23 protein-coding genes are annotated in these 24,181 nt (G+C 69.9%); 7 read left to right on the plus strand and 16 right to left on the minus strand.

All coding sequences use genetic code 11. The features are described from left to right. Position 1: 1 nt before the first annotated feature. From BHS09_RS23495 to BHS09_RS23535, 9 genes are all read right to left on the minus strand, one after another. Entirely contained in the window at positions 2-991 is a 990-nt protein-coding gene (locus BHS09_RS23495; protein WP_140793418.1) for a TadE/TadG family type IV pilus assembly protein, read from the minus strand. A 97-nt stretch (positions 992-1,088) separates the two neighbouring features. Next, positions 1,089-2,465 (minus strand): anti-sigma factor family protein, encoded by a 1,377-nt coding sequence (locus tag BHS09_RS23500; RefSeq protein WP_140799077.1) that lies wholly within the window; start codon positions 2,463-2,465, stop codon positions 1,089-1,091. Beyond that, complete coding sequence (locus BHS09_RS23505) at positions 2,462-3,094, minus strand: RNA polymerase sigma factor (RefSeq protein ID WP_174258872.1); 633 nt, start codon at positions 3,092-3,094, stop codon at positions 2,462-2,464. The genes BHS09_RS23500 and BHS09_RS23505 overlap by 4 nt, the downstream gene beginning before the upstream one ends. Positions 3,095-3,176: 82 nt before the next feature. Beyond that, positions 3,177-3,584, minus strand: a complete 408-nt coding sequence (locus tag BHS09_RS23510; RefSeq protein ID WP_140793424.1) for a DUF2085 domain-containing protein — start codon at positions 3,582-3,584, stop codon at positions 3,177-3,179. Beyond that, complete coding sequence (locus tag BHS09_RS23515; RefSeq protein ID WP_174258873.1) at positions 3,553-4,605, minus strand: ABC transporter ATP-binding protein; 1,053 nt, start codon at positions 4,603-4,605, stop codon at positions 3,553-3,555. The genes BHS09_RS23510 and BHS09_RS23515 overlap by 32 nt, the downstream gene beginning before the upstream one ends. Further along, positions 4,602-5,621 (minus strand): ABC transporter ATP-binding protein, encoded by a 1,020-nt coding sequence (locus tag BHS09_RS23520; RefSeq protein WP_140799081.1) that lies wholly within the window; start codon positions 5,619-5,621, stop codon positions 4,602-4,604. Before BHS09_RS23520 ends, BHS09_RS23515 begins: the two co-directional genes overlap by 4 nt. Then, positions 5,618-6,634, minus strand: coding sequence for a GspE/PulE/PilB domain-containing protein (locus tag BHS09_RS23525; RefSeq protein WP_140799083.1), 1,017 nt, complete (start codon positions 6,632-6,634; stop codon positions 5,618-5,620). The genes BHS09_RS23520 and BHS09_RS23525 overlap by 4 nt, the downstream gene beginning before the upstream one ends. 6 nt (positions 6,635-6,640) lie before the next feature. Further along, positions 6,641-7,396 (minus strand): GspE/PulE/PilB domain-containing protein, encoded by a 756-nt coding sequence (locus tag BHS09_RS23530; protein WP_140799085.1) that lies wholly within the window; start codon positions 7,394-7,396, stop codon positions 6,641-6,643. Between the two features lie 61 nt (positions 7,397-7,457). Continuing rightward, entirely contained in the window at positions 7,458-8,294 is an 837-nt protein-coding gene (locus BHS09_RS23535) for a DUF4292 domain-containing protein (RefSeq protein WP_140799087.1), read from the minus strand. 43 nt (positions 8,295-8,337) lie between these two features. Between BHS09_RS23535 and BHS09_RS23540 the strand changes: the two genes are divergently transcribed. Next, entirely contained in the window at positions 8,338-9,060 is a 723-nt protein-coding gene (locus tag BHS09_RS23540; RefSeq protein ID WP_140793435.1) for a MotA/TolQ/ExbB proton channel family protein, read from the plus strand. An 18-nt stretch (positions 9,061-9,078) separates the two neighbouring features. Further along, complete coding sequence (locus BHS09_RS23545; RefSeq protein ID WP_011554662.1) at positions 9,079-9,531, plus strand: ExbD/TolR family protein; 453 nt, start codon at positions 9,079-9,081, stop codon at positions 9,529-9,531. 97 nt (positions 9,532-9,628) lie between these two features. Here the strand turns inward: BHS09_RS23545 and BHS09_RS23550 are convergent, their stop codons facing one another. The 4 genes from BHS09_RS23550 to BHS09_RS23565 form a co-directional block, all read right to left on the minus strand. Next, a complete protein-coding gene (locus tag BHS09_RS23550) occupies positions 9,629-11,473 on the minus strand; it encodes an acyl-CoA dehydrogenase (RefSeq protein ID WP_140793437.1) in 1,845 nt (614 codons plus the stop codon). A 168-nt stretch (positions 11,474-11,641) separates the two neighbouring features. Continuing rightward, entirely contained in the window at positions 11,642-12,307 is a 666-nt protein-coding gene (locus BHS09_RS23555) for a MaoC family dehydratase (protein ID WP_140793438.1), read from the minus strand. After that, positions 12,307-12,756, minus strand: a complete 450-nt coding sequence (locus tag BHS09_RS23560; RefSeq protein ID WP_002636736.1) for a MaoC family dehydratase N-terminal domain-containing protein — start codon at positions 12,754-12,756, stop codon at positions 12,307-12,309. The genes BHS09_RS23555 and BHS09_RS23560 overlap by 1 nt, the downstream gene beginning before the upstream one ends. Before the next feature lie 14 nt (positions 12,757-12,770). Further along, a complete protein-coding gene (locus tag BHS09_RS23565) occupies positions 12,771-13,772 on the minus strand; it encodes an NAD(P)H-dependent amine dehydrogenase family protein (protein WP_140799089.1) in 1,002 nt (333 codons plus the stop codon). Positions 13,773-14,009: 237 nt separating this feature from the next. Here BHS09_RS23565 and BHS09_RS23570 point away from each other — a divergent pair, with 237 nt between their 5' ends. Then, entirely contained in the window at positions 14,010-15,125 is a 1,116-nt protein-coding gene (locus BHS09_RS23570) for an HD domain-containing phosphohydrolase (RefSeq protein ID WP_140799091.1), read from the plus strand. 9 nt (positions 15,126-15,134) lie between these two features. On the opposite strand, the gene BHS09_RS23575 is transcribed toward BHS09_RS23570, so the two are convergent. Then, complete coding sequence (locus BHS09_RS23575; RefSeq protein ID WP_140799093.1) at positions 15,135-17,303, minus strand: peptidylprolyl isomerase; 2,169 nt, start codon at positions 17,301-17,303, stop codon at positions 15,135-15,137. A 110-nt stretch (positions 17,304-17,413) separates the two neighbouring features. Here BHS09_RS23575 and BHS09_RS23580 point away from each other — a divergent pair, with 110 nt between their 5' ends. The 4 genes from BHS09_RS23580 to BHS09_RS23595 all read left to right on the plus strand — a co-directional run bounded on the left by BHS09_RS23580 (position 17,414) and on the right by BHS09_RS23595 (position 23,601). After that, entirely contained in the window at positions 17,414-18,301 is an 888-nt protein-coding gene (locus BHS09_RS23580) for a hypothetical protein (protein ID WP_237077371.1), read from the plus strand. A 67-nt stretch (positions 18,302-18,368) separates the two neighbouring features. Further along, a complete protein-coding gene (locus tag BHS09_RS23585; protein ID WP_011554669.1) occupies positions 18,369-19,304 on the plus strand; it encodes an AAA family ATPase in 936 nt (311 codons plus the stop codon). Next, positions 19,301-20,638: a DUF58 domain-containing protein gene (locus BHS09_RS23590; RefSeq protein ID WP_140793446.1), complete on the plus strand. Its 1,338-nt coding sequence runs from the start codon at positions 19,301-19,303 to the stop codon at positions 20,636-20,638. The genes BHS09_RS23585 and BHS09_RS23590 overlap by 4 nt, the downstream gene beginning before the upstream one ends. Positions 20,639-20,838: 200 nt before the next feature. Beyond that, positions 20,839-23,601 carry an SNF2-related protein gene (locus tag BHS09_RS23595; RefSeq protein WP_140793448.1) on the plus strand — a complete coding sequence of 921 codons (2,763 nt, stop codon included), beginning with the start codon at positions 20,839-20,841 and terminating at the stop codon, positions 23,599-23,601. On the opposite strand, the gene BHS09_RS23600 is transcribed toward BHS09_RS23595, so the two are convergent. Both BHS09_RS23600 and BHS09_RS23605 read right to left on the minus strand, forming a co-directional pair. Then, the gene (locus BHS09_RS23600; protein ID WP_140793450.1) at positions 23,583-23,951 is read right to left on the minus strand and encodes a Smr/MutS family protein; all 369 of its coding nucleotides are present in this window, start codon (positions 23,949-23,951) and stop codon (positions 23,583-23,585) included. The genes BHS09_RS23595 and BHS09_RS23600 overlap by 19 nt on opposite strands. Continuing rightward, positions 23,914-24,165, minus strand: coding sequence for a hypothetical protein (locus tag BHS09_RS23605; protein WP_140793452.1), 252 nt, complete (start codon positions 24,163-24,165; stop codon positions 23,914-23,916). Before BHS09_RS23605 ends, BHS09_RS23600 begins: the two co-directional genes overlap by 38 nt. Positions 24,166-24,181: the final 16 nt, after the last annotated feature.

The raw sequence follows: 24,181 nt of genomic DNA on the forward strand, positions 1-24,181 counted from the left end.
CTTACAGACCCCAGTCGGGGTTCAGGTGCATGATCCACTTGCGGTGGAAGTTGGACTGCATGCGCATGCTGTACGTGGCCGTCAGCGGCATGAAGTACCGCTTGCCAGCCAGGTCGGAAACGAGCGGGATGCTGCCGTTGGCCAGCATCCAAAGCACGGTCATCTCGAGCGGATAGACGGAGTCGTACCCCATCTCGTGCTCGATACCGCGGGCGCCGGCGAGCAACGGATCGAGGTTGCCACGCCGGTTCATCATGTTCGCGCGCGGGTCCACGGTGCCGCGGTCAATGGCGCCTCGCAGCGCCATGCCCGCGTTCGAGGCGAACCAAGAGTAGAAGATGATGGAGTTCGCGAACGGTACGCGCAGCTGGTACCAGTAGCGCAGGCGGATGGTCAGTCGCGTGGACTTGCGGAACACCAGCTCCGCATCGTCAGGCTCCGGCAGGTTGAAGAACTTTCGGATGTGGTTCTCCAGCGAGGGCACCTCCGGGAAGGCGTCCGCGCCGTCGAAGTCCAGCTCCTGCCAGTTGTAGCCGCTGCGCAGCTTCCACATCGAATCGATGGGCGTGAAGTAGGCGGGACTGATGGTGTCCACGCGAATGACGCCGAACAGGTTGGACCCGTTCACCGTCCGAGGCACGCGGCCGCCGCCGAAGTTCAGCATGCGCATGCCGGAGTCGTAGAGCTGGTGGATGACGAACGTCTTCCCCAGCTCGACGATGTCGTCGGTACGCCCCATGGTGGGAAGCAACGCCACGATGGCCGCGTCATGCATGCGCTCGTTGTTGCCGTTCCACACGATGCCGGCACGCGCGGCCTGGTAGGCGGCGTACTCCGTCATCAGCTTCGCGTGCTGCATCATCGTGAGCTGGATGATCCCCAGCGTCATGAAGACGGCGAGCGGCATGATCATCGCCGCTTCCACCGCGGCTTGACCCGACTGTCGGCGAGACGCCCCCCGCGCCCGCGGCTCCTGTGCTTCCTGTCCCATGAAACCATTATCCGGGGACTGGTGTCAGAAGCGCATCGGTCAAATGGACAGACGTGCGCCTACGTTTCCCTCCCATTTGATGAGAAAATACACCCTGCTATTTCGCGGGTTTTGCGGGCATCTCGTTCGCCGATGACTCGCGAGCCACCCGCCGGCGCGCCGATCTGGCGGCATCCGAGGCCGGCGCTTCTTGTATCACGAGGTTGCAAGCCTCGAGTCCTTCGGCACGCCTACCCAGGGCGAACTCGAACTCACACAGCTGGTTCAAAAGCGTCCAGCGCTCCTGTCCAGTCGCTCCCGAGGCCAGGGCCGAGCGGATCAGCCCAGCCGCCCGGCCTCCCTCCCCCGCGTCGAACGCCGCCCGTGCCTGGCGCGACAGCTCCGCGACGGTGGGGCGCTCCACGGGGGGCGGAGGCGGTGCGGCGGTGGGCGCGGCTTTCTTGGAGGTCGGTGCCGGCGCCGGGCGCGGAAGCTCGGCCTTGCCCGGGGCGGCGACGCCTCCCAGGGTGCCCTTGGATGCCGACGCGTCCAGTTCGCCGTCGTAGGCAGCGCCCCGTGCCGCTGGCGACGTGGATCCCAGGCGCAGCGAGTCGCGCGGGGGGACGGACCGAGGTGCCTGCGAGTCCGCGACGCGCCGCTCCGAGAGAGCAGCGAAGGCGTCGTCCGAGTCCGCCGGCGGCGTCTGCAAGTCCATGGATTCGCTCGCGACTTTGGACTCCTCGTCCAGGGACGACGGCGCCCCTTCCTGCGCCATGGGCGCGGGCTCCAGCGCGGCCCGCATGTCGGCCTTGGGTGCGCGAGCAGCGGCGGGCGGCCCGCGCTTCGCCTTGCTCTCGCTTTCACGCCGAATCCGCATGTCGAGCCCGCCGCCACTGCCAGCGTTGGCCCAGTCCTCCGCGAGCAGCCGCTGCTCCCGTGAGCGCTCGGCCCCTTTCGACTTCTTCGGCGCGGCCATTTCCCGGGCGGCGTAACCCGCCGCTTCCGCCTCGGCGGGCATCGTCAGCGCCGCCGCGGGGGCCGGAGCGGCCGCGGCCGGCGCGACATCATCGGCGGACGGAGGGGCCACCAGTTCTTCCTTCGCGACCGCGACCTTCGCCGCGCTCAAGTCAGGCCGCGTGAGGTCGGGCGACCGGGCCTCGAGCGTCAGAAGACCAAAGGTGCTCACGGAGGCCAGGCCCACCACGGGCAACAACCACCGGCGCCAGCGGGATGGCTTCGGCGCGGGGCCCGCGGCGACGCGGCGCGCGGCCTGCTGGGCATAGGCCATCAGCGACTCCAGCCCCGCGTCCGGAGCGGGCTCCACCGACAGCTGGGACATGGTGGCGCGCACCCCGCGAATGTCGTCCAGGGCCTGGGTGCAGCGGGCGCAGCTCTCCAGGTGGGCTTCGACGAGGCGGGCCTCGGGAACCGGCAGCTCGCCATAGGCGAAGTCGAGCAGCCGGTCCTCCTGCGCATGCGGATTCTGCGGCTTCATCCCACCACCGTCCTTCCGTCCTCGGCGAGGTCGCCGTCGACGCCCATCTCCGCCAGCCGGCGGCGAAGCCCGTCGAGCGCGTAGCGCATGCGGCTCTTCACCGTGTTCTCGGACACTCCCGTCACCTCCGCGATGTCCTTGAAGGGGATGCCGCTGTACTCGCGCAGGGTGAAGACCTCACGCTGCTCGTCCGGGAGCGTCGCCAGGGCTCGCTCCAACAGGGGACGCAGCCGGGCGTTGTAGGCACCGCGCTCAGGGCTGGCCCCCGCGTCCGGCAGGCCTTCCCCCAAGGGGCGCGACTCGTCCCGCTCCGCTCCCGGGGCGGGTGCCTCCAGGGAAGACACCTGGCGGTAGCTCTCTTTGCGCGCGCTGTCCACGCAGAGGTTCCTCGCAATCGTGTAGAGCCAGGTCGTGAACTTCGCCTTGGGCGTGTAGTCGCCGGCGCTCCGAACCACCTTCAGCCACGTCTCCTGCAGCACGTCCTCCGCCCGTGCCCGGTGCCCCGTGAAACGGAGGATGAAGTTGAACACCGGCGTCCGGTGCTTACGCACCAGCGCCTCGAACGCGCGCGCGTCCCCCGCCTGGAAGGCGAGCATCAGCCGCTCGTCTGAGGTTTCCGGTCCCAACACTCCCCCAACTCTCCTTGGAGCCACCCTCACCCGGCCCACTCCGCCACCCGTGCACAGTTAACGTGCGACGGGCCGCCAGGGTCTATCCCCGGCGAGGTCTCTGGTAAGTGGCGAGAATGACAGGGACGGCCACCGCTGTCACGAGCGCGCCTTGCGCCAGGAGCACCGCCGGCAGTGGCTGCTGCAGGTGCACGTACAGGGAGCGGCCGAGCGCCGCCCCGAGCAGCACGCCCGTCAGGGTGCGCACCGCGTTGTTTCCGGACGCCGGCCGGAAGCGGCCCACTGCCCAGTCCGCCAGCGCGGGAACGGTGAGCGCCAGGACGGCGGGCACGTCCAGCGCCCACCGCAGCGGGGCGCGCACGGCGAACAGGCCCACCATCACGGCCAGGAGCACCGGATAGGTCCCCAGGCAGCGCGCGCACACGCGCACGCCGCCGAACAGGTAGGTGCGGTTGTACTCATCCGGATGATGATGGCTGAGCCAGAACACCGGGACTTCCTCCAGAAGGGGCTGCGGCCGGGGCCTCGCGCGCATCGGCCTCCGCCAGGAAACACGCGGCGAAGTGGCCACCGCCCAGCGCATAGGACGGGGGCGACTCGCGCCGGCACCGCTCCATGGCATGCGGACAGCGCGGATGGAAGGTGCAACCGGGGGGCGGTGCCAGAGGTGATGGCGGCTCGCCCGGCACCAGCAGGCGCGTCCGGGCGTGGCCGGGGTCCGCGACGGGCACCGCGGACAGCAGCGCCTGGGTGTACGGGTGGCGCGGCTGACGGTACAGCGACGCGGCTGGGCCCAACTCCACGATGCGGCCCAGGTACATGACGGCCACCCGGGTGGACACGTACTCGACGATGTTCAGGTCGTGGGCGATGAAGACGTAGGTGAGGCCCCGCGCCTGTTGCAGGTCCACCAGCAGGTTGACGATTTGCGCCTGCACGGACACGTCCAGCGCGCTGATGGGCTCGTCGGCCACCACCAGGTCGGGCCGCAGCGCCAGCGCTCGCGCAATGCCGATGCGCTGCCGCTGCCCGCCGGAGAATTCATGAGGGTAACGCGCCAGGGCCTCGCGCGGCAGCCCCATGGCGTCCACCAACTCCGCCACCTCGCGCTCCCGCTCCCCCGGCCCTCGGGCCAGCCCGTGGATGGCGAAGGGCTCCTCCAGAATCTCCCGGACCGTCATCCGGGGATTGAGCGAGGCATACGGGTCCTGGAAGACGAACTGCATCCGCTGGCGCAGCGGCCGCAGCTGGCGCTGGGACAGTCCGGTGAGTTCCTGCCCGTCGAAACGAACGGAGCCCGCCGTGGGCTCCACCAGCCGCAGCACCGCGCGCCCCAGGGTGCTCTTCCCGCAGCCACTCTCCCCCACCAGCCCCAGCGTCTCCCCGCGCATGACGTCGAAGCCCACGCCGTCCACGGCCTTCACCGCGCCGCGAACCCGGCCGAGCACGCCGCCTCGCACCGGGAAGTGCACCTGGAGGTCGCGGACCTGGAGCAGCGGCGTGGAGTTCATGGCGCGGGCACCGGGTTGTGACAGGCCGCCCACTGCCCTTCTCGCGGCGACGTCAGCGCGGGCTTCACGTGCGCGCAGACGTCCAGCGCGCGTTCACAGCGCTCCCGGAACGCACAGCCGACAGGCAACTGCCGCAGCGGTGGCACCCTGCCGGGAATGGCCCGCAGCCGCGCCCGGGAGGCTCGAGCGCCGCCCACGTCGCGCCTGGACGGAATCGAGCGCAGCAGGCCCGCGGTGTACGGGTGCGCGGGCTGGGAAAACAGCGCTCGCACCGGGGCGCGCTCCACCACCCGGCCCGCGTACATCACCACCACCGCGTCGCAGCTCTCCGCCACCACGCCCAGGTCGTGCGTTATCAGCAGCACCGCCATGCCCCGCTCGGCCTGAAGCCGCGCGAGCAGGTCCAGAATCTGCGCCTGGATGGTGACGTCCAGCGCTGTGGTGGGCTCGTCCGCGATGAGCAAGGCCGGGTCACACGCCAGCGCCATCGCAATCATCACCCGCTGCCGCATGCCTCCGGAGAGCTGGTGTGGATACGCATCCACGCGCTCGGCTGGCGCGGGGATGCCCACCTGCCGCAGCATCTCCACGGCCTTTTCCCGGGCCTGCGCGCGCGAGGCGCCCAGGTGCAGCCGGACGCCCTCGGCAATCTGCTCGCCCACGGTGAACACCGGGTTGAGTGACGTCATCGGCTCCTGGAAGATCATCGCCGCGTGACGGCCGCGCACCCGGCGCAGCTCGGCTTCCGGCAGCGTGAGCAAGTCCCGCCCCTGGAAGCGCACCTCTCCGCCCACCACGCGCACTGGCGGCTCGGGCGCCAGCCGCAGCAGGGACAGCGCCGTGAGGCTCTTGCCACACCCGCTCTCCCCCACCACGCCCAACGTTCCCCCTGGGGGCAGCGCGAAGGACACATCGTCCACCGCGCGCACCGGCCCTGCTTCCAGCGCCAGCTCCGTGGTCAGCCCGCGGACATCGAGCAACAGCTCCTGGCCCGCGGGCGTCACGGCGGCTGTCACTTCTGGGCCAGTTCCTCCAGGAACTCGCCTTCCTGGATGACGCCCTTGCGGATGAGCAGGCGGATGAGGCTGGCCACCATTCGGGCCGGCTTCACCTTCTCCGTGTCCAGCGAGGCATCCTCGCCGCGGGAGATGCGCTCGATGTCGTCCAGGATGGCCAGGTCCTCGTCAGAGAACTGAGGCGTGGGCGTGAGCGGCACCGACGGACGCGAGCCCTGCGCGGCCCCGCCGAACATCACCACCGGCACGCGTGGCCGGCCCTCCGCGCCGTCCCCCTCCGCGTCGGGAGGCGGAGGCGGCGGGGGCCGCGCCGGGGGCGAGGGCTTGCGGCCCAGCAGGTCATCCAGCGCGTCCACGCCGGACTCGCCATCGGTGGCTTCCGGCGGCGGAGGCGGGGGCGAAGCCGGGCCTCGGAGCGTGGGGGGACGGGCAGCGGCGGGCGGAGAAGGCGGTACGGGCTTGGGCACGGGCTTCGGAGCCTCCGGGAAATCCCATTCGAGCGGCGCGCCAGCGGCCACGGGCGGAGGCGGCGCACCGTCCTCGTCCTCCAGGGCCACGGCTTCCACGATGTCCAGCGGCTCGCCCCGGGCACGCGCCAGCGCGGCGTCCAGGTCGTCCGAAGCCGCCACGAAGACGCGCATCTGCTTGCGGAGCTGGAAGCGCAGCTCGTCCACGAGCGTCACGTCCGCCGGGTCATCCACCGCGACGAGGATGCGCTCGCTGCGGCCTTCCACTTCCATCCGGAACGGCACGATGCGGTGCTCGGACTGGAAGTCCACGGACACCAACCCCACGACGTTCGCCGGAATCTCCTCCGGCAGCTCCACGAAGGGAAGCGCGTGCTGGGCGGACAGGGCCTGTGCGATGTGCGTGGGCGTGCAAAGCCCCTGCGCCACCAGCACCTCACCCAGGCGCTGACTGCCGAATGCGCCCCGACGTCCCAATGCCACGCGGACCTGCTCCTCCGTCACGACGCCGGCCTCGACGAGCAGCTCACCAATCTTCTTGCGCATGGGGGACTACCGCTTGACCTTCGCGAGGTACTCCTCGCGGCTGAACACGCCCTTCTCGATGAGCAGCTCCACCATCGCCTTGAGGGCGGCGACTTCCTTGCGCTGCACTTCTTCCACGTTGCGAAGCAGCTCCGCCGGACTGCCGGAGGCCGCCGCGGGACGGGCGGCGGGAGCCTCGGGCGCAGGGGCGGGACGGGCCGGGGCCGGAGCGGCGCGCGGCGCGGTCGCCACGGCCGCCGGGTCCAGGTCCTTGAGGTTCTTCACCACCGTGCGGCCCTGGGCGTCCACCACCTTGAAGTTGGTGTCCGCGTCCTCCAACTCGTGGTTCTGCTCGTAGATGCGCGCGAAGGCCCGGGCAATGGAGGTCCGGCCCGCCACGTTGGGGATGATGCGGCACTTGGTGACGGCGCGCAGCTCGTCCAGCATGCGCACGTTGAGCGGATCCGACATCGCCACCACCAGCGACTTGCCGTCATCCCGCAGCTGCAGCGGCAGCACGGAGAAGTCCCGAGCCGTCTGGGCCGGAATCTTCGCCTTCACGTGCGGCTGCACCATCTGCACCGCGTCCAGGTTCACCGCCGGCATTCCCAGTTGCTTGGACAGGGCGCGCACCAGGATGTCCTCGGAGACGAGGCTCATCCTGACCAGGATTTCGCCCAGCTTGCCGCCCCACTTCGCCTGTTCGGCGAGCGCGGCCTTCAGCTGGCTCTCCTGAAGCACGTTCGCCTTGATCAGCAATTCACCAAGCTTGATCTGTGCCATGTCGTGGCGCGCACTCTAGACTGTCTCGGCAGCGTGCGCCCCTTCTTCCGCGCCTGCCCGGTCAGGAACCCGGTGCCAGGGGCGCGGACGACCCGGAGGCGGGCGCCCCGGCGGGCAGCTCCCGGCCGGCAGCATCCACCTCCACCACCCGGGCTCCCTCGGGGGGGACCAACTCGTAGAGTGTGAGGTCCGGTCGCGCGTTGAGTTTGATCTGCTGGTAGCGGACCTGGAGCTTCGTCTTCGCCTGCTTCGCCTCCAGCGACACCCGGCCCGGGAAGATGAGCCCGCCCTGCTCCAGGAAGTCCTCGAAGCCCAGGTCGTACCCCGGGATGCCCCGCACCTGGCTCTTCATGATGCGCAGGTACTTGGTGTGGACGTCGAGAATCTGCGTCGCCTGGCCCCGGTGGAGCGTCAGCACGTAGACGCCCTTCTTGCGGTCCAGTTCGAGCGTCATCCGCTCCGGGGGGATGAGCGGCACCTGCCCGAGCATGATGGGCACCAGCTCCTCGCCCGGCAGCATGACCGGCAGGAAGCGGGACACGTTGGCGGGGCTGGCGGGGCCCTGGTACCAGGTGTTCGTATCCGCCTGATACAGCCCGAAGCGCTGTCCGTCGGAGACCAGGGAGGCGAGCGGCCTGTTGAAGAAGTCGAACGTCTCCAGGTGCAGCATGGCCGGCCGGGTGACTGCGACGAACATGCTCAGCGTGCCGCTCTGGTCGGGCAGCTCGGCGCGCAGCTTCGCGTCCCCCTCCAGCGTGACGACGTTCTCCTGGTTCTTCACGACGCGCTGATAGACGGTGTCCGCATCCGTGAGCTCGCCCTCGGGGCCGAACTCGATTCGCTTGGGACAGCCAGAACAGAGCACTACCAGGAAGATTGCGACGGCTGCGCGGTTCATATGGCCTAGTCTGGGCCATGCCGCCCTGCCCGGTCATCCACCAATGAGCCTGAACGACATCCTCCATTACCTCCGCCTGGGTGGCGTCACCCTCGCCCTGCTCATCTTCGCCTCGGTCGCGGCGCTGATTGTCGCCGTCGAGCGAATCATCGCGCTCTGGGGCGTGGGCGAGCGTTCACGCGCCTTGGGTGAGACAGTGAACAAACACCTGCTGCGCGGGGACGTCGCCGCGGCCCGCACCGCCGCCGAGCGCTCCGACGCGGTGGCCGCCGACATCTTCCTGGCCGGGTTCGACCGGATGGAGCGCAGCCGCACCGCTGGGGGCGCTGGAATCGAGGCCGCGGTGGAGCGCGAGCGCGCCCAGGTGGCCCTCAAGCTGCGCCGCTACCTGTGGATCCTGGCCACCATCGGCTCGATTACGCCCTTCGTGGGCCTCTTCGGCACCGTGGCCGGCATCATGCGCTCCTTCAAGGACCTGGGCCTGGACGTGGAAGCGGGCGGCACGGGCGGCAGCGCGGCGGTGATGACGGGTATCTCCGAGGCCCTGGTCGCCACCGCGGTGGGCATCCTGGTCGCAGTGCAGGCGATGGTCTTCTACAACTACTTCCAGGCCCGCCTGTCCCGCGTGCTGGTGGAGCTGCGCCTGATTGGCGATGAGTTCGTCGAGCTGCTCAAGGAGCGGGCCGCCGGCCTGCCGCCGTCCGAGCCCATGCCTCCCGAACCGCAGGCCGCCCCCGCCACGCGCTCGGACGCACAGCCCGCCTAGGCCGGAGGAGAACGCACCATGGGCATGGGAAAGACTCCGGGCAGCGACGACGGCTCCGAGGATGGCGTCTTCGCTGAAATCAACATCACCCCGCTCACCGACATCTTCCTGGTGCTGCTCATCATCTTCATGGTGACCAGCTCCGTCATCGTGCAGCAGGGGCCGGGCGGTGGCGCCAAGGCCGGCCTCAAGGTGAACCTGCCCAAGGGCGGCGCCGCGGACGTCACCGCGCGCACCACGGACCTGTCGGTGGCGGTGCTCGCGGATGGGCGCTTCATGCTGGCCGGCAACGTCGTCTCCCAGGACGAGCTGCAGCAGGCCTTCGACGACGCCAGGCAGAAGGACGAGGAGACGGTGGTCATCGTCCAGGCCGACGAAGGCGTGCCCCACGGCACCGTGGTGCAGGTGATGGAGCTGGCCAAGAAGGCCGGGCTCGCGCAGCTGGCCATCGGCGTTCGCGAAGGCGAATAAGCAACACCTCCCCGCTGGAAACACCAAGGCCACCCAGGGCAGCGAGCCCGGGTGGCCTTGGTGCTTCAGGCGCCCCGCGTTTCAGCGGGGCGCGGACTCAGACGGACGCGAAGGCGGCGTCCGAGATGTCCATGGGCGAGGTGTCCTCGATGGTGAGCATCTTCGCCGCCTGCTCCACGTTGGGCAGCACGTTCCGCGCGTACCAGAGGGCGCTGTACTTCTTGCCCTCGTAGAAGGCGTGGTCCGGGTGGTCGGCGGAGACGGAGGCCTTCGCCTTCTCCGCGATGAGGGCCGCGTCCAGCAGCAGCCAGCCCACGGCGACCTCGGACATCATGTTGAGGAAGCGGTTGGCGGACAGCGGAATCAGCGGGAACTTGCTGCCGTCCTGCGACCAGCCGAACACCACCATGGCGCTGGCCATCAGGGCCTCCTGCGCCGCGGCCAGGGACTTCACGGCCTCGCCGTAGACGGCGTGCTCGCGGTGGGCCTCGATGAAGGAGCCCACGTCGCCCATGAACTGCTGGAAGTGCATGCCACCCGCCTGGCCCATCTTCCGGCCCACCAGGTCCATGGCCTGGATGTGGGTGGTGCCCTCGTAGATGGAGAAGATCTTCGAGTCGCGGGTGTACTGCTCCACCGGGTAGTCCTGGATGTAGCCGGCGCCGCCGTAGATCTGGATGGCCTGCGCGCACAGGCGGAACGCCTGCTCGGAGCTGTAGGCCTTCACCAGCGGGGTGAGCAGCTCCACCTGGCCCTTGTGGTACGTGGCCGCGTCGTCGTCCTTGCCGGCCAGCTGGCGCGCCTTGTCCAGGTGCATGGCCAGCTTGATGATCAGCGAGCGGATGCCCTCCACGTGCGCCTTGATGTCCAGCAGCATGCGGCGGACATCCGGGTGCTCGATGATGGCGGCGCGGGGCGCGGTGGGGTCCTTCCACTTGGTGAAGTGGGAGCCCTGCTTGCGGTCCTTCGCGTAGTCCAGCGCGTTGTAGTACGCGGCGGACGCCAGGCCGATGCCCTGGATGCCCACGGCGATACGCGCGCCGTTCATCATCTTGAACATCTGGCTCATGCCGACGTGCTCGACGGTGCCCACGAGCTCGCCGACACAGTTGTCGCTCTCACCGAAGTTGATGACACAGGTGGCCGAGCCGTTGATGCCCATCTTGTGCTCGATGGAGCCCACGCCCACGTCGTTGGGCTGGCCCGAGCTGCCGTCCGCGTTGATGCGCAGCTTGGGGACGATGAATAGCGACAGGCCCTTGGTGCCCGGCGACGCGCCGTCGATGCGCGCGAGCACGAGGTGGATGATGTTCTCCGCCATGTCGTGGTCGCCGCCGGAGATGAAGATCTTCGTCCCGCGGATGTTGTAGGTGCCGTCGCCGTTGCGGCGGGCCGTCGACTTGGCCGCGCCCACGTCGGAGCCGGCGTGCGGCTCGGTGAGGCACATGGTGCCACCCCACGTGCCGTTGAGCATGCGCTCCACGAACTGTTTCTGCTGCGCGGGCGTGCCGCACTCCGCGACAACTTCCGCCGCGCCGAAGGCCAGGCCGGGGTACATGTTGAACGCCGAGTTGGCGCCCGACAGCAGCTCCTCCACCGTCACCTGGAGCATCATCGGCGAGCCCTGGCCGCCGTGCTCCGGGCTCACGCCCACCGTCTTGAAGCCCTGCTCGTAGAGCTTCTTCCACGCGTCCTTGAAGCCCGTCGGCGTGAAGACGGCGCCGTTCTCCACCCGGCAGCCCTCCCGGTCGCCCACCGAGTTGAGGGGTCCGAGCACCTCGCGCGCAAAGCGGTACGTCTCCGACAGCACCGCCTTCGCTTCGTCCGGACCCCAGGCATCGAACGGCGCCTGGCCGGCCACCTGGCCGAAGCCGAACTGCTCGAACAGCGTGAAGAAGATCTCTCGAAGGTCGGTCTTGTAGGTGTTGATCCCGGCGGACATGGCCACTCCTGCGTGACGGCTCGCTGCCCGCCCTCGGTGAAAAAGGATGAGGTCAGCGGCGCGTTGAGACGCAGGAAGTGTGGCGGCGACTGATTTTTGAGTCAACCCCGAATGACACCTCGCGTTGAGGGGCCGTCAGAACCGCCCCTCGAGACGCGGTGCGTCTGCCTACTTCTTCGCCTTCTTGGCGGAGGGAAGCGTGGCTGTCTTGGCCGCCGGCTTTTCCCGAGGAACCGTCTTCTTGGAGGTGACGCCCTCGCGGCGCTCGTCCGCCTCGTCGCCCTCCTCGCTGGGAGCTGCGGCGCTGGTGGCGGGTGCGGCGGCGTTGGCGTTGCTCAGGCTCTCCCGAGGCACCTCCACCACGATGGGGGACTGGCCGGAGCGCTGCCGGTTCTCGTCCTCCAGCGAGTAGAAGAGCTGGATCTGCGAGGAGCCCTTCATCACCAGTTCGCCCTTCTGGTTCTCCGCCCAGAGGTCGATTTCAACGAAGTAGCGGCCCCCGGAGCCGTGCCGGTCGCTCACGCGGCCCTTGCAGACGACGGTGTCACCCGGCCACACCATCTTGATGAAGCGCACGTTGTAGCGCCGCATCTGCCCGCCCCGGGCCCAGTCGCTGATGAGCTGGCCGAGCATGCCCATGACGAGCATTCCGGGCGCGTAGACGCTCGGCATGCCCACGCTCTTGGCGTAGAGCTCGTCCACGTGGACCGGGTTGAAGTCTCCGGACGCACCGGCGTAGCGCGACAGCTGGACGCGGTCGACGGGCGCCTTGGCCAGCGCGGGCAGTTCGTCCCCGACGCGGATGGCTTCGAAGTACAACTTGCGCGCGGGCATCACGGGGTCTCCTTGGCGGCGCGGACCACCAGCGTCCGGCGGGCGCGGAACACGAGGTTGCCTTCCTCGTCACGGCCTTCGTCCTCGATGACCGCGATGTCCATCTTCCCGGACATGCCCGGACGCTCGAAGACGTCGGAGACGCGCGTGGAGACGTAGATGCGGTCCCCCGCGAAGATGGGCCGCTCATAGTCGAAGCCCTGCTCCGCGTGGAGCAGGCTCTTGATGCCCACGCCCAACAGCTCCCGCAGGTCCGCCGCCGAGTGGAAGGACGCGGGGAACGTGGGGGGCGCGATGATGGTGGGGTACCCCGATGCCCGGGCGTACTCCTCATCGTAGTAGATGGGGTTGTAGTCCCCGATGGCCTCCGCGAACCGACGGATGGCGCCCTTTTCGACCTCGTTCAGCGTCGGCGGCGAGGCGCGGCCGATCGCGTTCTTGTCCAGCATTTCCTCTCCTGACTCTAGCGTCCGGCCGGAAGCTCGAGCACCGTGAGGAGCCCGGCTTCGGCGGCCGTCAAGCGTGGCGCGGCATTCACCAGCGCATTCGCGGTGGCCCGGTCGCCCGCCACTCCCCCCGGGATTTCCAACACCAGCTTCGGGTCAGCGTCGATTTCGATACGGTCCTTGGGGTCATCCGCCCCCACCGCGATGGTCAGCTCCAGCCGCACCCGTTCCTGTCCATCCTCCAACCCCACCACGGACTGGAACATGCCAGCCACCCTTCCCTTCCTGACGGGAAACGCGCCGCCAGAGATGTCCTCCTCGGCGAACACGGGGGCTACTTCTTCTTCGAAGTCGTCGCAATCCAGCCCCAGGCCGAGGGCCGCGAGCGCCGCGGACTCAACAAGGCCAACGTGGCCCAGTTGCTCACTGTCCACCAACTCGAAGAACTCCTCCTCCGTCAGCCCCGCGCCCACCGTCCGCTGCAAGGCCTCGCGCCGGGTCCGCGCATCCACCACGCGAGTGACGGTGGCACGACGGACCGGACCACAGACTTGTCCGGCAACCGCGACCAGACGATCCAGCACGAAGCCCGGATTGACGCCGGTGCCCACCACCGCGACGCCCGCCTTCTGCGCCGCCTGGTCCAGTTCGTCCGCCAGCTCCGGGTACTTCAGATGCGGGAAGGCCAGCTCCTCACACGTGCTGGCCACGGGCAGTCCGAGCTTCACCGCCTCCATCACCTGGTCGAACACCTTGGGCAGCCGCGAGCCGGTGGCATGCAGCACCACCACGCCCTTGCGTCTGCCCACGGCCTGCGCCAGCGAGGCGGAGACCTTCACACGAGGGGCGGGGCCTCCCAGGACATCACCCAAGGGGCGACCCACCAGGCCGGATTGCACGTCGACGGCCCCGATGAGCTCCACCTCAGGTGAAGACATCGCAGCCCGGGCAATTTCCTGACCGATGAACCCCAGCCCCATCACCACCACCGGCACGGGCCCTTCCGGGGCTTTTGCCATCGGAGATTGCTCCACGATTCCAAGGGGTTAGCGATACAGTCCAGCGTTGCCGCGCACCATAAATCACACCTTGGCGGGCAGGCAAGCGTGACGTGGTTCTACCTCTCTTCCTGAATGGAAGAACCTCCAAGGATTTCCATGACTTAGAAGCGCATAACCCGCCTAGGGGGTCTTTTGGGGGTGCGTAGCGGCGTGTATAAAGCTGTACAAGCACGCTGTCCTGGAGGCACATCGGGCATGGATCGCATCCTCGTCGTGGACGACGACGTCCTCATCCTGGCCGCCCTGTCACGCATCCTCCAGGCAGAGGGGTACGACGTCGTCACCCACAGCGACCCGGCGGTGGCGGCCCGGGAGGTTGGCTTCCAGGTCGTCCTGACGGACTTCATGATGCCGTACCTCAACGGCATCGAACTGCTTGGCGCCCTTCGGGAGAAGAACCCCAAGGCGGTGCGGCTGATGCTGACGGCGGCGGCGGACTTCCGCACCGCCTCCGAAGCGGTCAACCGCGGCGAGGTCTTCCGGCTGCTGGGCAAGCCCTGGTCACTCAGCGACCTGACGAGCAGCGTCCGGCAGGCCTTCGCTCACTACCGCCTGGTGGACGCCAACGAGCGGCTGTCGCGCGAGGTCGCGGAGAAGAACGCCGAGCTGGTGGCCATCAACCGCGACCTGGAGCGGCGGGTGGTGGAGCGCACCGCGGGGCTGCTCGACGGGCTCATCAGCGCCCTGGACTACCGCGACACGGAGACGCAGTGGCACTCGCGCCGCGTGTCGCTCTACTCCCGCCGGCTGGCCCAGGAGGTGGGGATGACGGGAGGCGCGCTGGACGTGGTGGAGCAAGGCGCGCTGCTGCACGACATCGGGAAGATTGGCGTGCGCGACTCCATCCTGCTCAAGCCCGGTCCGCTCACGCCGGATGAATGGGTGGAGATGCGCAAGCACCCGGAGTTCGGTTACCGGATGCTGGCGAAGATGCCCTACCTGCACGAAGCGGCGCTCATCGTGCTCCAGCACCAGGAGCGGTGGGACGGCAAGGGCTACCCGCAGAACCTGGCGGGAGAGGACATCGTCCTGGGCGCGCGCATCTTCTGCCTCGCGGACACGGTGGATGCGATTACGTCCGACCGCCCCTACCGCAAGGGCCGGCCCATGAGCGTCGCGCGGGATGAAATCCGCCGCTGCGCGGGCACCCAGTTCGACCCGGCGCTGGCGGAGGCCTTCCTCAACATTCCGGAGACGGAGTGGCAGCGCATCCGCCAGGAAGTCGAGGCCTTGGAAGCGGCGGAGAACGAGCGCTGGAACAGCGACCCGCTCGGGCCTCCCGCGCCCCTGGCCCGTGCCAGCGGCGCCTGAGTCAACGCTTCAGGGCGCCAGCTCCACCGCGCGAACTTCGCGGATGACGTCCCCTTCCAGGAGGGCGTCCACCACGTCCATGCCGGACACCACCTCGCCGAAGGCCGTGTAGCGGCCGTCCAGGTGCGGCTGCGGGGCGTGGGTGAAGAAGAACTGGCTGCCGCCGGTGTCCTTCCCGGCCAGGGCCATGCCCAGGGTGCCTCGTCCGTAGGGCCGACGCGTCATCTCGCAGCGGATGGAGTACCCCGGCCCGCCCTCACCGTCCCCGCGCGGGTCTCCGCCCTGCGCGACGAAGTCCGGCACCACGCGGTGGAAGGTGACGCCGTTGAAGTAGCCCTTGCGCGCCAGCGCGTGGAGGTTGCCCGACGTGAGGGGCGCCTCGTCCACGTCCAGCCGCACGGTGATGTCCCCCTTGTCGGTGCGCAGCACGAGCCCCGCGCGCGCCGGGGCGGCCACGGGCCGGAAGGTGTTCGCGGGCAGCTCCACGCGCGCCGAGCGCACGCGCTGCCCCGTCAACTGCGTGAGGGCCTGCGCCGCCACGCGCCGCACGTTGGCGTGCGGGTGCATCAGCCATTCACGCAGTCGGGGCTCGGCGGCCGGGCCCTGCAGCGCCACCAGCGCGCCCGCCACCGGCTCGGCCAGGTCTCCCGGCGTCTGCGGCACACGCGCCGCCAGCGCCTCCACGGCAGGCAACGCGGCCGCGTCCTTGAACACACCCGCGGTCGCCGCCGCCGCGCCCGCCACCACTTCATCTTCGCCTTCGATGAGCTCACGCACCGGCGCCGCCGCCTCGGGCACGGGCCGCGCGGACACGGCTTCCAGCGCCGTCAGGCGCACACGCGCCTCGGGGTGACGCAGGTACTTCACCGCGAAGCCCGCTCCTCCCTGCCCCTTCGACTGAGCCACCTCCCGCAGCCCCAGCGCCAACCGGCGCGCCTCGGGCACGCGCCCATAGCCGCAGCCCATGACTTCCTTCAGCGCTCCCTCCTGCCGGTCCATCGCCGCCGCCAGCCGGCAGTCCAGCCAGGCCAGGTCCGCACGCGCTACGTCCGAGGCCGCACCCCGCTCCGCGTCCGCCAGCGCGAGCCGCAGCGACTCCAGGACGGGACGGCCAAAGGCGGGCAGGCCCTGCTGCGCCAGCGCCAACAGCGCGTGTCCCTCCGACGACCGCGCCAACGTCTCCACCGGCGCCTTCGCGCCCTCCGGCGCCGAAGCCCCAGCCGCCGCTGGAGGCGCCATGCCCCGAGCCACGCGCTTGGCTCGCGCCACCAAGGCCTCCAGCGCATCCACCGCGGTACACGGTCCACTGCAAGCCGCCGCCAGCTTCGCGAGCGAGCGCGCCGCCTCCGCCGCCACACGCGGAACCGTGTCCTCCAAGAGCTGCCCGAGGACCACGGCATCCTCGGGACCACCCACGTCTCCGAAGCCCTTCGCGCACGAGGCCCGCACGTCCGCGTCCGAGTCGCCCAGGCAGCGGCGCAGCGCGGGCAGGGCCTCGGGCCGCTTCACGGTGGCGAGGAAATAGGCCCCCGCCTGACGCGCCTCCACCGGCCGCTCGGCCGCGAGCAGCGCCTCCGCTGGCGCCAGGGGCACCTGGGCAACCACCGCCGCGCCGCGGGTGCGCGCGAGGACGCCCAACGCCTGCGTGACCTGGGCCGCCTCCACCCCATCCGCTTCGCGCATCCGCTCGGACAACCACGCCACGGCCCCGGGCGTCCCCAGCCGGCCTACGGCCTCCACCACCGTCCGCCGCACGTCCGCGTCGCGTTCCGTCCGCCCGGCGTCCAACAGCGCCTTCTCCAACGCCGCGAGCTCGGCATCCACCAGGGGCTCCCAGGAGAGGGCGAGCACGCCCGCGGCGAAGGCGGCCTCGCCACGTACCGCCGAGTCCTCATCCTTCAGCCCCGCGATGACGGTCTCCAGGGTGGCCGGGTCCTGGATTCGCGCCAGCGCCCGCAGGGCCCGAGCACGCACCCGTGCGTCTGGTGCACTGGCGGCGAGCGAAACCAGGGCCCCATTTCCCAGCGAGCGCGCGTCCTCCCACGCCTGGATGCGCTCGATCGTCTGCGCGTCCACGGGTGGCGGCTTCACCGGTGGCACGGAACGGACGCATCCGGACAGCAGCGAGAGAGCGACGACACAGGTCGACAGGGCACGGGCGAAGTGCGAGCGGCGCATGGCGCGGGCCTAGGTCAATTCCCCGCGAAAATCCAGGGGTTAGGCCGCAGGGGTTTGACACGCACGGCCGGCGCTCCGAAGATGGAAAGCGGATTCTCTCCGCGGGAGCGTTGGTCCTGAACTGCCCTGGCTGCGGCTCGAAGGTAGCCGCCAACACGTCCATCTGTTCCGTCTGCGATTACATCATCGATGGCTCGTTCCTCTCGGGGGAACCGCCGGCCGAAGCGCCTGAGGAGTCCACGGACGCGGCGGAGGACCCCCGCCGAGCCGCCAAGCCGCCTCCTCCGCGACGCCCACGCCCGGCCACAGGCAAGTCTGGAAGCCGGCCCGCCGCCGCGGCCGCGCCGCCGCCCGACTCGGACTCCACCAACATCCGGAGCATGGAGGACGTCGCCCGCAGTGCGCCGCAGCAGCGCGCGGCGCGTGCAGCGGCACCTCGGCCCGCGCCTCGCAAAGCTCCCGCTCCCGAGCCCGCGGCCTCGGTGGACCCCTGGGACCGCTCGGGCTCGGACGACCGGGGCAGCGCCGTCACCGACCCGGATGAGCTCATCCGTGACGCGAAGGAGCTGTTCGCTCAGCTCCAGGGTGGCGACAAGGTCGCGTTCTGGGGCGCGGCGGTGGTGCTGATGTCGTGCTTCCTTCCGTGGAAGGAGACGGCGGTGGATGGAGACGTGCTCGGCCTGATGAGCCCGGGCTGCGGCGCCTTCATCATGTCCATCCTCCTGCTCACGGCCGTCACGGTGCGCGTCAAGGGCTCGTTCCCGAACGTGAACCCGGTGGTGCCGTGGATGGGCCAGCTCATCGTCAGCATCGTGTGCCTCATCTGGTGCGTCGTGTTCATCAAGGTGTCGTCCGACACGACGATGGTGCCCACGCCCATCGGCAACTCGGAGATGATGAACTCGTCGCCCAGCTTCGGCGTCTACGTTGCCATCCTGGGCGCGGTCGCCACGCTGGGCGGCACGCTGCTGGGGCTCAAGGGCCAGTCCTCGCACTGAGCCTCCGCGCCTCGAATGAAAAAGCGCTGCCGCCCTCCGCGGCAGCGGGCTAGCGTCACCGGCCACCATGTCCGACGCCTCTCCCCTCTCCCGTCTCACCGCCGCGCTCGACGCGGCCGTCTTCGGACAGCAGCGCGTGCTGGAGGACCTGGTGACGGCCTTCCTCGCGCGCGGCCACGTGCTGCTGGAGGGCGTGCCCGGCGTGGCCAAGACGCTCACCGCGCGCAGCATGGCCGGCGCGCTGGGGCTGCTCTTCACGCGCATCCAGTTCACCCCGGACCTGATGCCGGCGGACATCCTGGGCACCAACGTCTTCCAGCCCCAGGACCACGCCTTCCGCCTCGTGAAGGGACCCATCTTCACGGAGGTGGTGGTCGCGGACGAAATCAACCGCACCCCGCCCAAGACGCAGGCCGCGCTCCTGGAGGCCATGGAGGAGCGGCAGGTCACCATCGACGGCGTGTCCCACGCGCTGCCGCCCCACTTCTTCGTGGTGGCCACACAGAACCCCCTGGAGCTGGAGGGCACCTACCCGCTGCCGGAGGCCCAGTTGGACCGCTTCCTCATGCGCGTGCGCGTGGGCTACCCGGAGGCCTCGGCGGAGACGACTATGCTCCGCGCCTTCCACCAGCGCGAAGGCAAGCCGGCCACCACCCGCCAGGTGCTGGATGCGCCCACGCTGCTGGAGCTCCAGTCGCGCGCCGCCCGAGTGTCGTGTGACGACTCCATCATCCAGTACGTGGTGGCCATCGTCCGGGAGACGCGCACCAACCCGCGCGTGCGCCTGGGTGCCAGCCCCCGCTCGGCCCAGGCGCTGCTCGCGGCATCCAAGGCCCGCGCCGCGCTGATGGGCACGGACTTCGTCACCCCGGATGACGTCAAGGCCGTCACCTTCAGCGTCCTCAACCACCGCCTGCTCCTCAAGGCCGAGGCCGAGGTGGAAGGCATCACCGCGGACGACGTGCTGAAGCAGACGCTCGAGCGGGTCCGAGTGCCCCGGTGAGCGCCGGGCGCCCCGTCCCCACCGGCCTCGCCGTGGCCCTGCTGGCGGCGGGACTCCTCCCGGCGGCGCTCGCGGTGGCCAGCCCCGCGTTCGGCTGGCTCGCGCTGGCGACGGACGTGGCCGTGCTGGCCCTCTGCGTCGTGGACTTCCTCCGGGCCCCGCGCGCGGAGAGCGTCCGCGTCTGGCGGCGCGTGGAGCCCGTCCTCTCCTCCGGCACGCGCAACGCCGTGCACGTGGCGCTGGAGCGCCAGGACACCGGCACCGCGCCGCTGCACGTGGAGGTCCGCGACGAGCCGCCCGAGGACATGGCCAGCAGCGGGCACAGGCAATCCCTCACCCTGCCCGCGGCACGGGCCACGCCCCAGGAGTTCACCTACTTCGTCACGCCGCCTTCGCGGGGTGACGCCCGCTTCGGGGACGTGCACTTGAGGCTGCGAGGCCCCCTGGGCCTGTGCGCGCGACAGGTCCGCGTCCCCGCGACGATGGACGTCAAGGTGTACCCGGACCTCACCGCGCTCACCCGCGAGGCACTGGCGCTGGCCCACGCCTCGGACGCCCCTTCCGCGCGCACGCAGCGGCGGCGCGCCTCCGAGGGCCGGGAGTTCGAGTCGCTGCGCGAGTACCGCCCCGGCGACGACTACCGCCACATCGACTGGAAGGCATCCGCGCGCCACGCCCACACCCTGGTGCGCACGTGGCAGCCGGAGCAGCACCAGCCGGTGCTCCTGCTGCTCGACTGCGGCCGGCACATGGCGGGCCGCATCCAGGAGCGGCGCAAGCTGGACCATGCGGTGGACGCGGCGCTGCGGCTGGCGCGCGTGGGCCTGGAGGCCGGTGACGTGGTCGGCGTGCTGGCGTTCGCCAGCGGCGTGCGGGCCTACCTGCCGCCACGCAAGGGCCGCGAGCACCTGCGGCTCATCACCGAATCGCTCTACCGCACCGAGGCCGCGCTCGAGGAGAGCGACTACGGCCGCGCCTTCGACTTCGCCTTCGCACGCCAGACGCGGCGCGCCCTGGTGGTGCTGTTCACGGACCTGGTGGACCCGGACGCCTCCGCCAGCCTCCTCACGCGCACGCTGGCGCTGCGCCCCCGGCACCTGCCCGTCGTCGCCTCACTGTTGGACGAGGACGTCCAGGCGGCGGCCCACGGCGTGCCCGCGCAGACGCAGGATGCCTACGCGCGCCAGGCCGCGGCACGGCTGGAGACGGAGTACCGGCGGACGGCCACCACCCTGCGGGACGCGGGCGCGCTGGTGATCCGAGCCCCCGCGCGCGGCTTCGGCGCGGCCACGCTCAACGCCTATCTGGACGTGAAGGCGCGCGGACTGCTCTAGGCCTCTGCGTCAAGTCCAGCGAAAGTTTTGTACGCAGCGTGCAGTCATCGTGTATCGACGCCGCTCGCAAAGAAGCATGCCAATCGCGCGGAGGCCGATTTTTCGGCCTCGGACACGACCCCCTTTACAGATAGGCGCGCGTCAACAAAATGGCCGGTCCTCGCTCGCCGTGACGGCGGGCGACCTCGAAAACACCACGGATGGAGACGGTCTTGGCGGAGGTCGCGAGGGGATTCAGGGTGGAGGTTGAGGCGGACGCGGCGGCGGCGGTGGCGGCACGGATGGAGTCCGAGTCGGCGGCGGCACCCACGGCGTTGACGCCCTTCCATGAACGGCTGCTGGCGGAGGAACTGCTGGCCCGCAGCGGTGACACGCAGCAACGGCTGGCGGGAGCGCTGTCAGAAGCGAAGGTGGACCTCAACCCGCATCAGGTCGAAGGCGCCATGTTCGCGCTCGACTCGCTGTCGCGTGGCGGCTGCATGCTGGGCGACGAGGTCGGCCTGGGGAAGACCATCGAGGCGGGGCTCGTCATCGCCCAGCTGATGGCCGAGGGAAAGTCGCGCATCCTCATCATGGCGCCCGCCACGCTGCGCGCGCAGTGGAACAGCGAGCTGCGGGAGAAGTTCGACCTGGACAGCGTCCTGGTGGACGGCCGCACCGTGCGCGCCACCGGGAACTGCTTCGACCAGCCCTTCCCCGTCATCTGCTCGCACCCCTTCGCGGCGAACAAGGCGCACCTGACGTCGGAGATTCCCTGGGACCTGGTGGTCATCGACGAGGCCCACCGCCTGCGCAACGCGCACCGGCCCAACAACAAGATGGGGCAGGCGCTGAGGGCGTCCCTGGCCGGCAAGCCCAAGCTGCTGCTGACCGCCACCCCGCTCCAGAACGACCTGATGGAGCTGTTCGGGCTGATGTCGCTGCTGGACGAGCAGATTCTCGGCCCCGAGCACGCCTTCCGCAGCCGCTACCGGGCGGACGAGGCCGGCGGCATGCCCGAGGCCGCCGCCATCGAGCTGAAGGAGCGGCTGGCCCCCGTGGTGCAGCGCACCCTGCGCCGGCAGGTGCGGGAGTACGTCCGCTACACCAACCGCCGCTCCATCGTGGAGGACTTCACCCCCTCCCCCGAGGAGCACGACCTCTACGAGAAGGTCAGCGAGTACCTCCAGCGCTCCGAGGCCGCGGCGATTGAACCCGGCAAGAAGACGCTGCTGACGCTCTGCTACCGCAAGCTGCTGGCGTCCTCCACCTACGCCATCGCCCCCACCCTGCGCCGCCTGTCGGACAACCTGGAGAAGCGGCTCCAGGCGGCGAAGCTGGGCCAGCAGGCCCTGGCGATGTTCGAGCCCGAGGAGGCCAAGCAGTTCGTCGAGGAGGGCGAGGAGTGGTCGGACGACCCGGCCAAGGCCCCCAACGTCCGCGCGCTGGAGCAGGAGGTCTGGGAGCTGCGCCAGTACGCGGACCTGGCGGACTCCATCAAGGTCAACGCCAAGGGCGAGGCGCTCAAGCGCGGCCTGGACCGGACCTTCGCCGTGATGAAGTCGCACGGCTGGCCGGAGAAGGCGCTCATCTTCACCGAGTCCAAGCGCACGCAGCAGTACCTCTTCAACCTCCTGTCGGAGAGCGGCTACCAGGGGAAGATTTCCCTGCTGTCGGGGGACGCGGGCACGCCCGAGGACCGGCGAGCGCTGGTGGAGGAGTTCCGCAACCGCACGCAGATTCTCATCTGCACCGAGGCGGGCGCCGAGGGCCTCAACCTCCAGTTCTGCAACCTGGTGGTGAACTACGACCTGCCCTGGAACCCGCAGCGCGTGGAGCAGCGCATCGGCCGCTGCCACCGGTACGGCCAGCAGCGGGACGTGCTGGTCATCAACTTCCTCAACCGGATGAACGCGGCGGATGCGCGCCTCTTCGAGTTGCTGGAGAAGAAGCTGAACCTCTTCGACGGCGTGTTCGGCGCTTCCGACGAAATCCTGGGCGCGCTGGAGAGCGGCGTCGACTTCGAGCGGCGCATCCTGGACATCTACCAGTCCTGCCGGAAGCCCGAGGACATCAACATCGCCTTCGACAAGCTCCGCGAGGAGTTGGAAGGCCGCATCAGCCAGCGCATGACGGAGATGCGCTCGGTGGTGCTGGAGCGCTTCGACGGCGACGTGCGGCGCCGGCTGCGTGGGCAGAACGAGCAGACGAAGGAAGCCCTGGCCAAGCGCCAGCAGGAGGCTCGCGCCCTCACCGCTTCCGTGCTGGGCAGCCGCAACTCGGGGCGGCTGGAGGTGGCCAAGGCCGCCTATGCCGTCAAGGAGCGTACCCAGGACGCGGTGAGCTACCTGCAGCTCGACGCGGCGGGACTGCCCTCACGGCTGGCGCGGCTCGCGGGCGGCGAGGGCTGGTGGTTCGCGTACAAGTTCGAGACGACCGGCCTCAAGCCCGAGGAGAAGCTGGCCCACCTGGTGCTCGTGCGCGACAGGGACGGCTTCCGCGCCCTGCCCATGGCGGACGGCGCGCACTTCGTGAAGCTGGCGGCGAAGCCGGAGCGCCGGCGTCAGCCCGCGCCGGTGTCCGTGCAACTGATGCAGGAGCAGGCGCTGATGGCGGCGAAGGACGAAATCGTCCGGGCCGCGGAGCGGCGCAACGCCCTGGAGCTGGACAAGGCCAAGGAGCGCGCGGACCGCTACGTCGAGGACTGCCTCATGGAGTCGCGCGAGGCCGTGGAAGCCGCGCGGCAGACGTGGATTGAGGCACGCAAGCAGGTGGGGCTGGCCGAGGACATCGCCGACAAGGCCAAGGCCCGCGCCCACTCCGACCGGATGGAGCGCGAGTACCGCCGCAAGCTGTCCTCACTCCGCAACGAGGAGGAGAAGCGCTACGCCTCCAAGGACCGGCAGTTGGCGGAGCTGGCCAACAAGGGGAAGGTGACGGAGAAGCGCTCCCTCATCGCCTCCGCCTACTTCTGGCTGTCGTAGTCCGCCGGGCGCAGACGCACCCACGTCGCGCCCCAGCCTCCGTCCCCTTCGCCCGCGGAACGGAACGACTCCACCTCGGGCAGCCGGGGAAGCAGCGACTGCACGGTGCGCCTCAGCGCGCCGGTGCCCTTGCCGTGGATGATGCGCACGTCCAGGACGCCCTTCTGCCGGCACGCCCAGAGGTACTCCACCACCAGGTCCTTCACATCGCGCGGGTGGAAGAGGTGCAGGTCCAGGTTCCCATCAATGGGAATTTCTACAGCCTCGTCCTCGGAAGGCGGCGGCTCCGGCCCTTCGGGCGGGAGCGGCGGCTCATTCGCGCCCAGGACGGGCAGGCGCCTTCGGCTCACGCTCCCACTCCTGCTTCTCCTTCTCCGCCTGCAAGCGGCGCCGCTCGCGGGCGGCCTTGAAGCGCTCGGACAGCGATGAGACTTCGCCCTTCAGCGCGGAGAGGTTCGTGGAGATGCTGCCCGGGTCGCCTTGCTGGCGCCCGGCTGCCTGCTCGCCCTGGGCGCCTGCGCCCCCTGCGGACATCAGCTGGACCACCAGTGCCGCAACCGTCATGACTGTCATGGCCCCA

The organism is Myxococcus xanthus, assembly GCF_006402735.1.
Lineage (GTDB): Bacteria > Myxococcota > Myxococcia > Myxococcales > Myxococcaceae > Myxococcus > Myxococcus xanthus_A.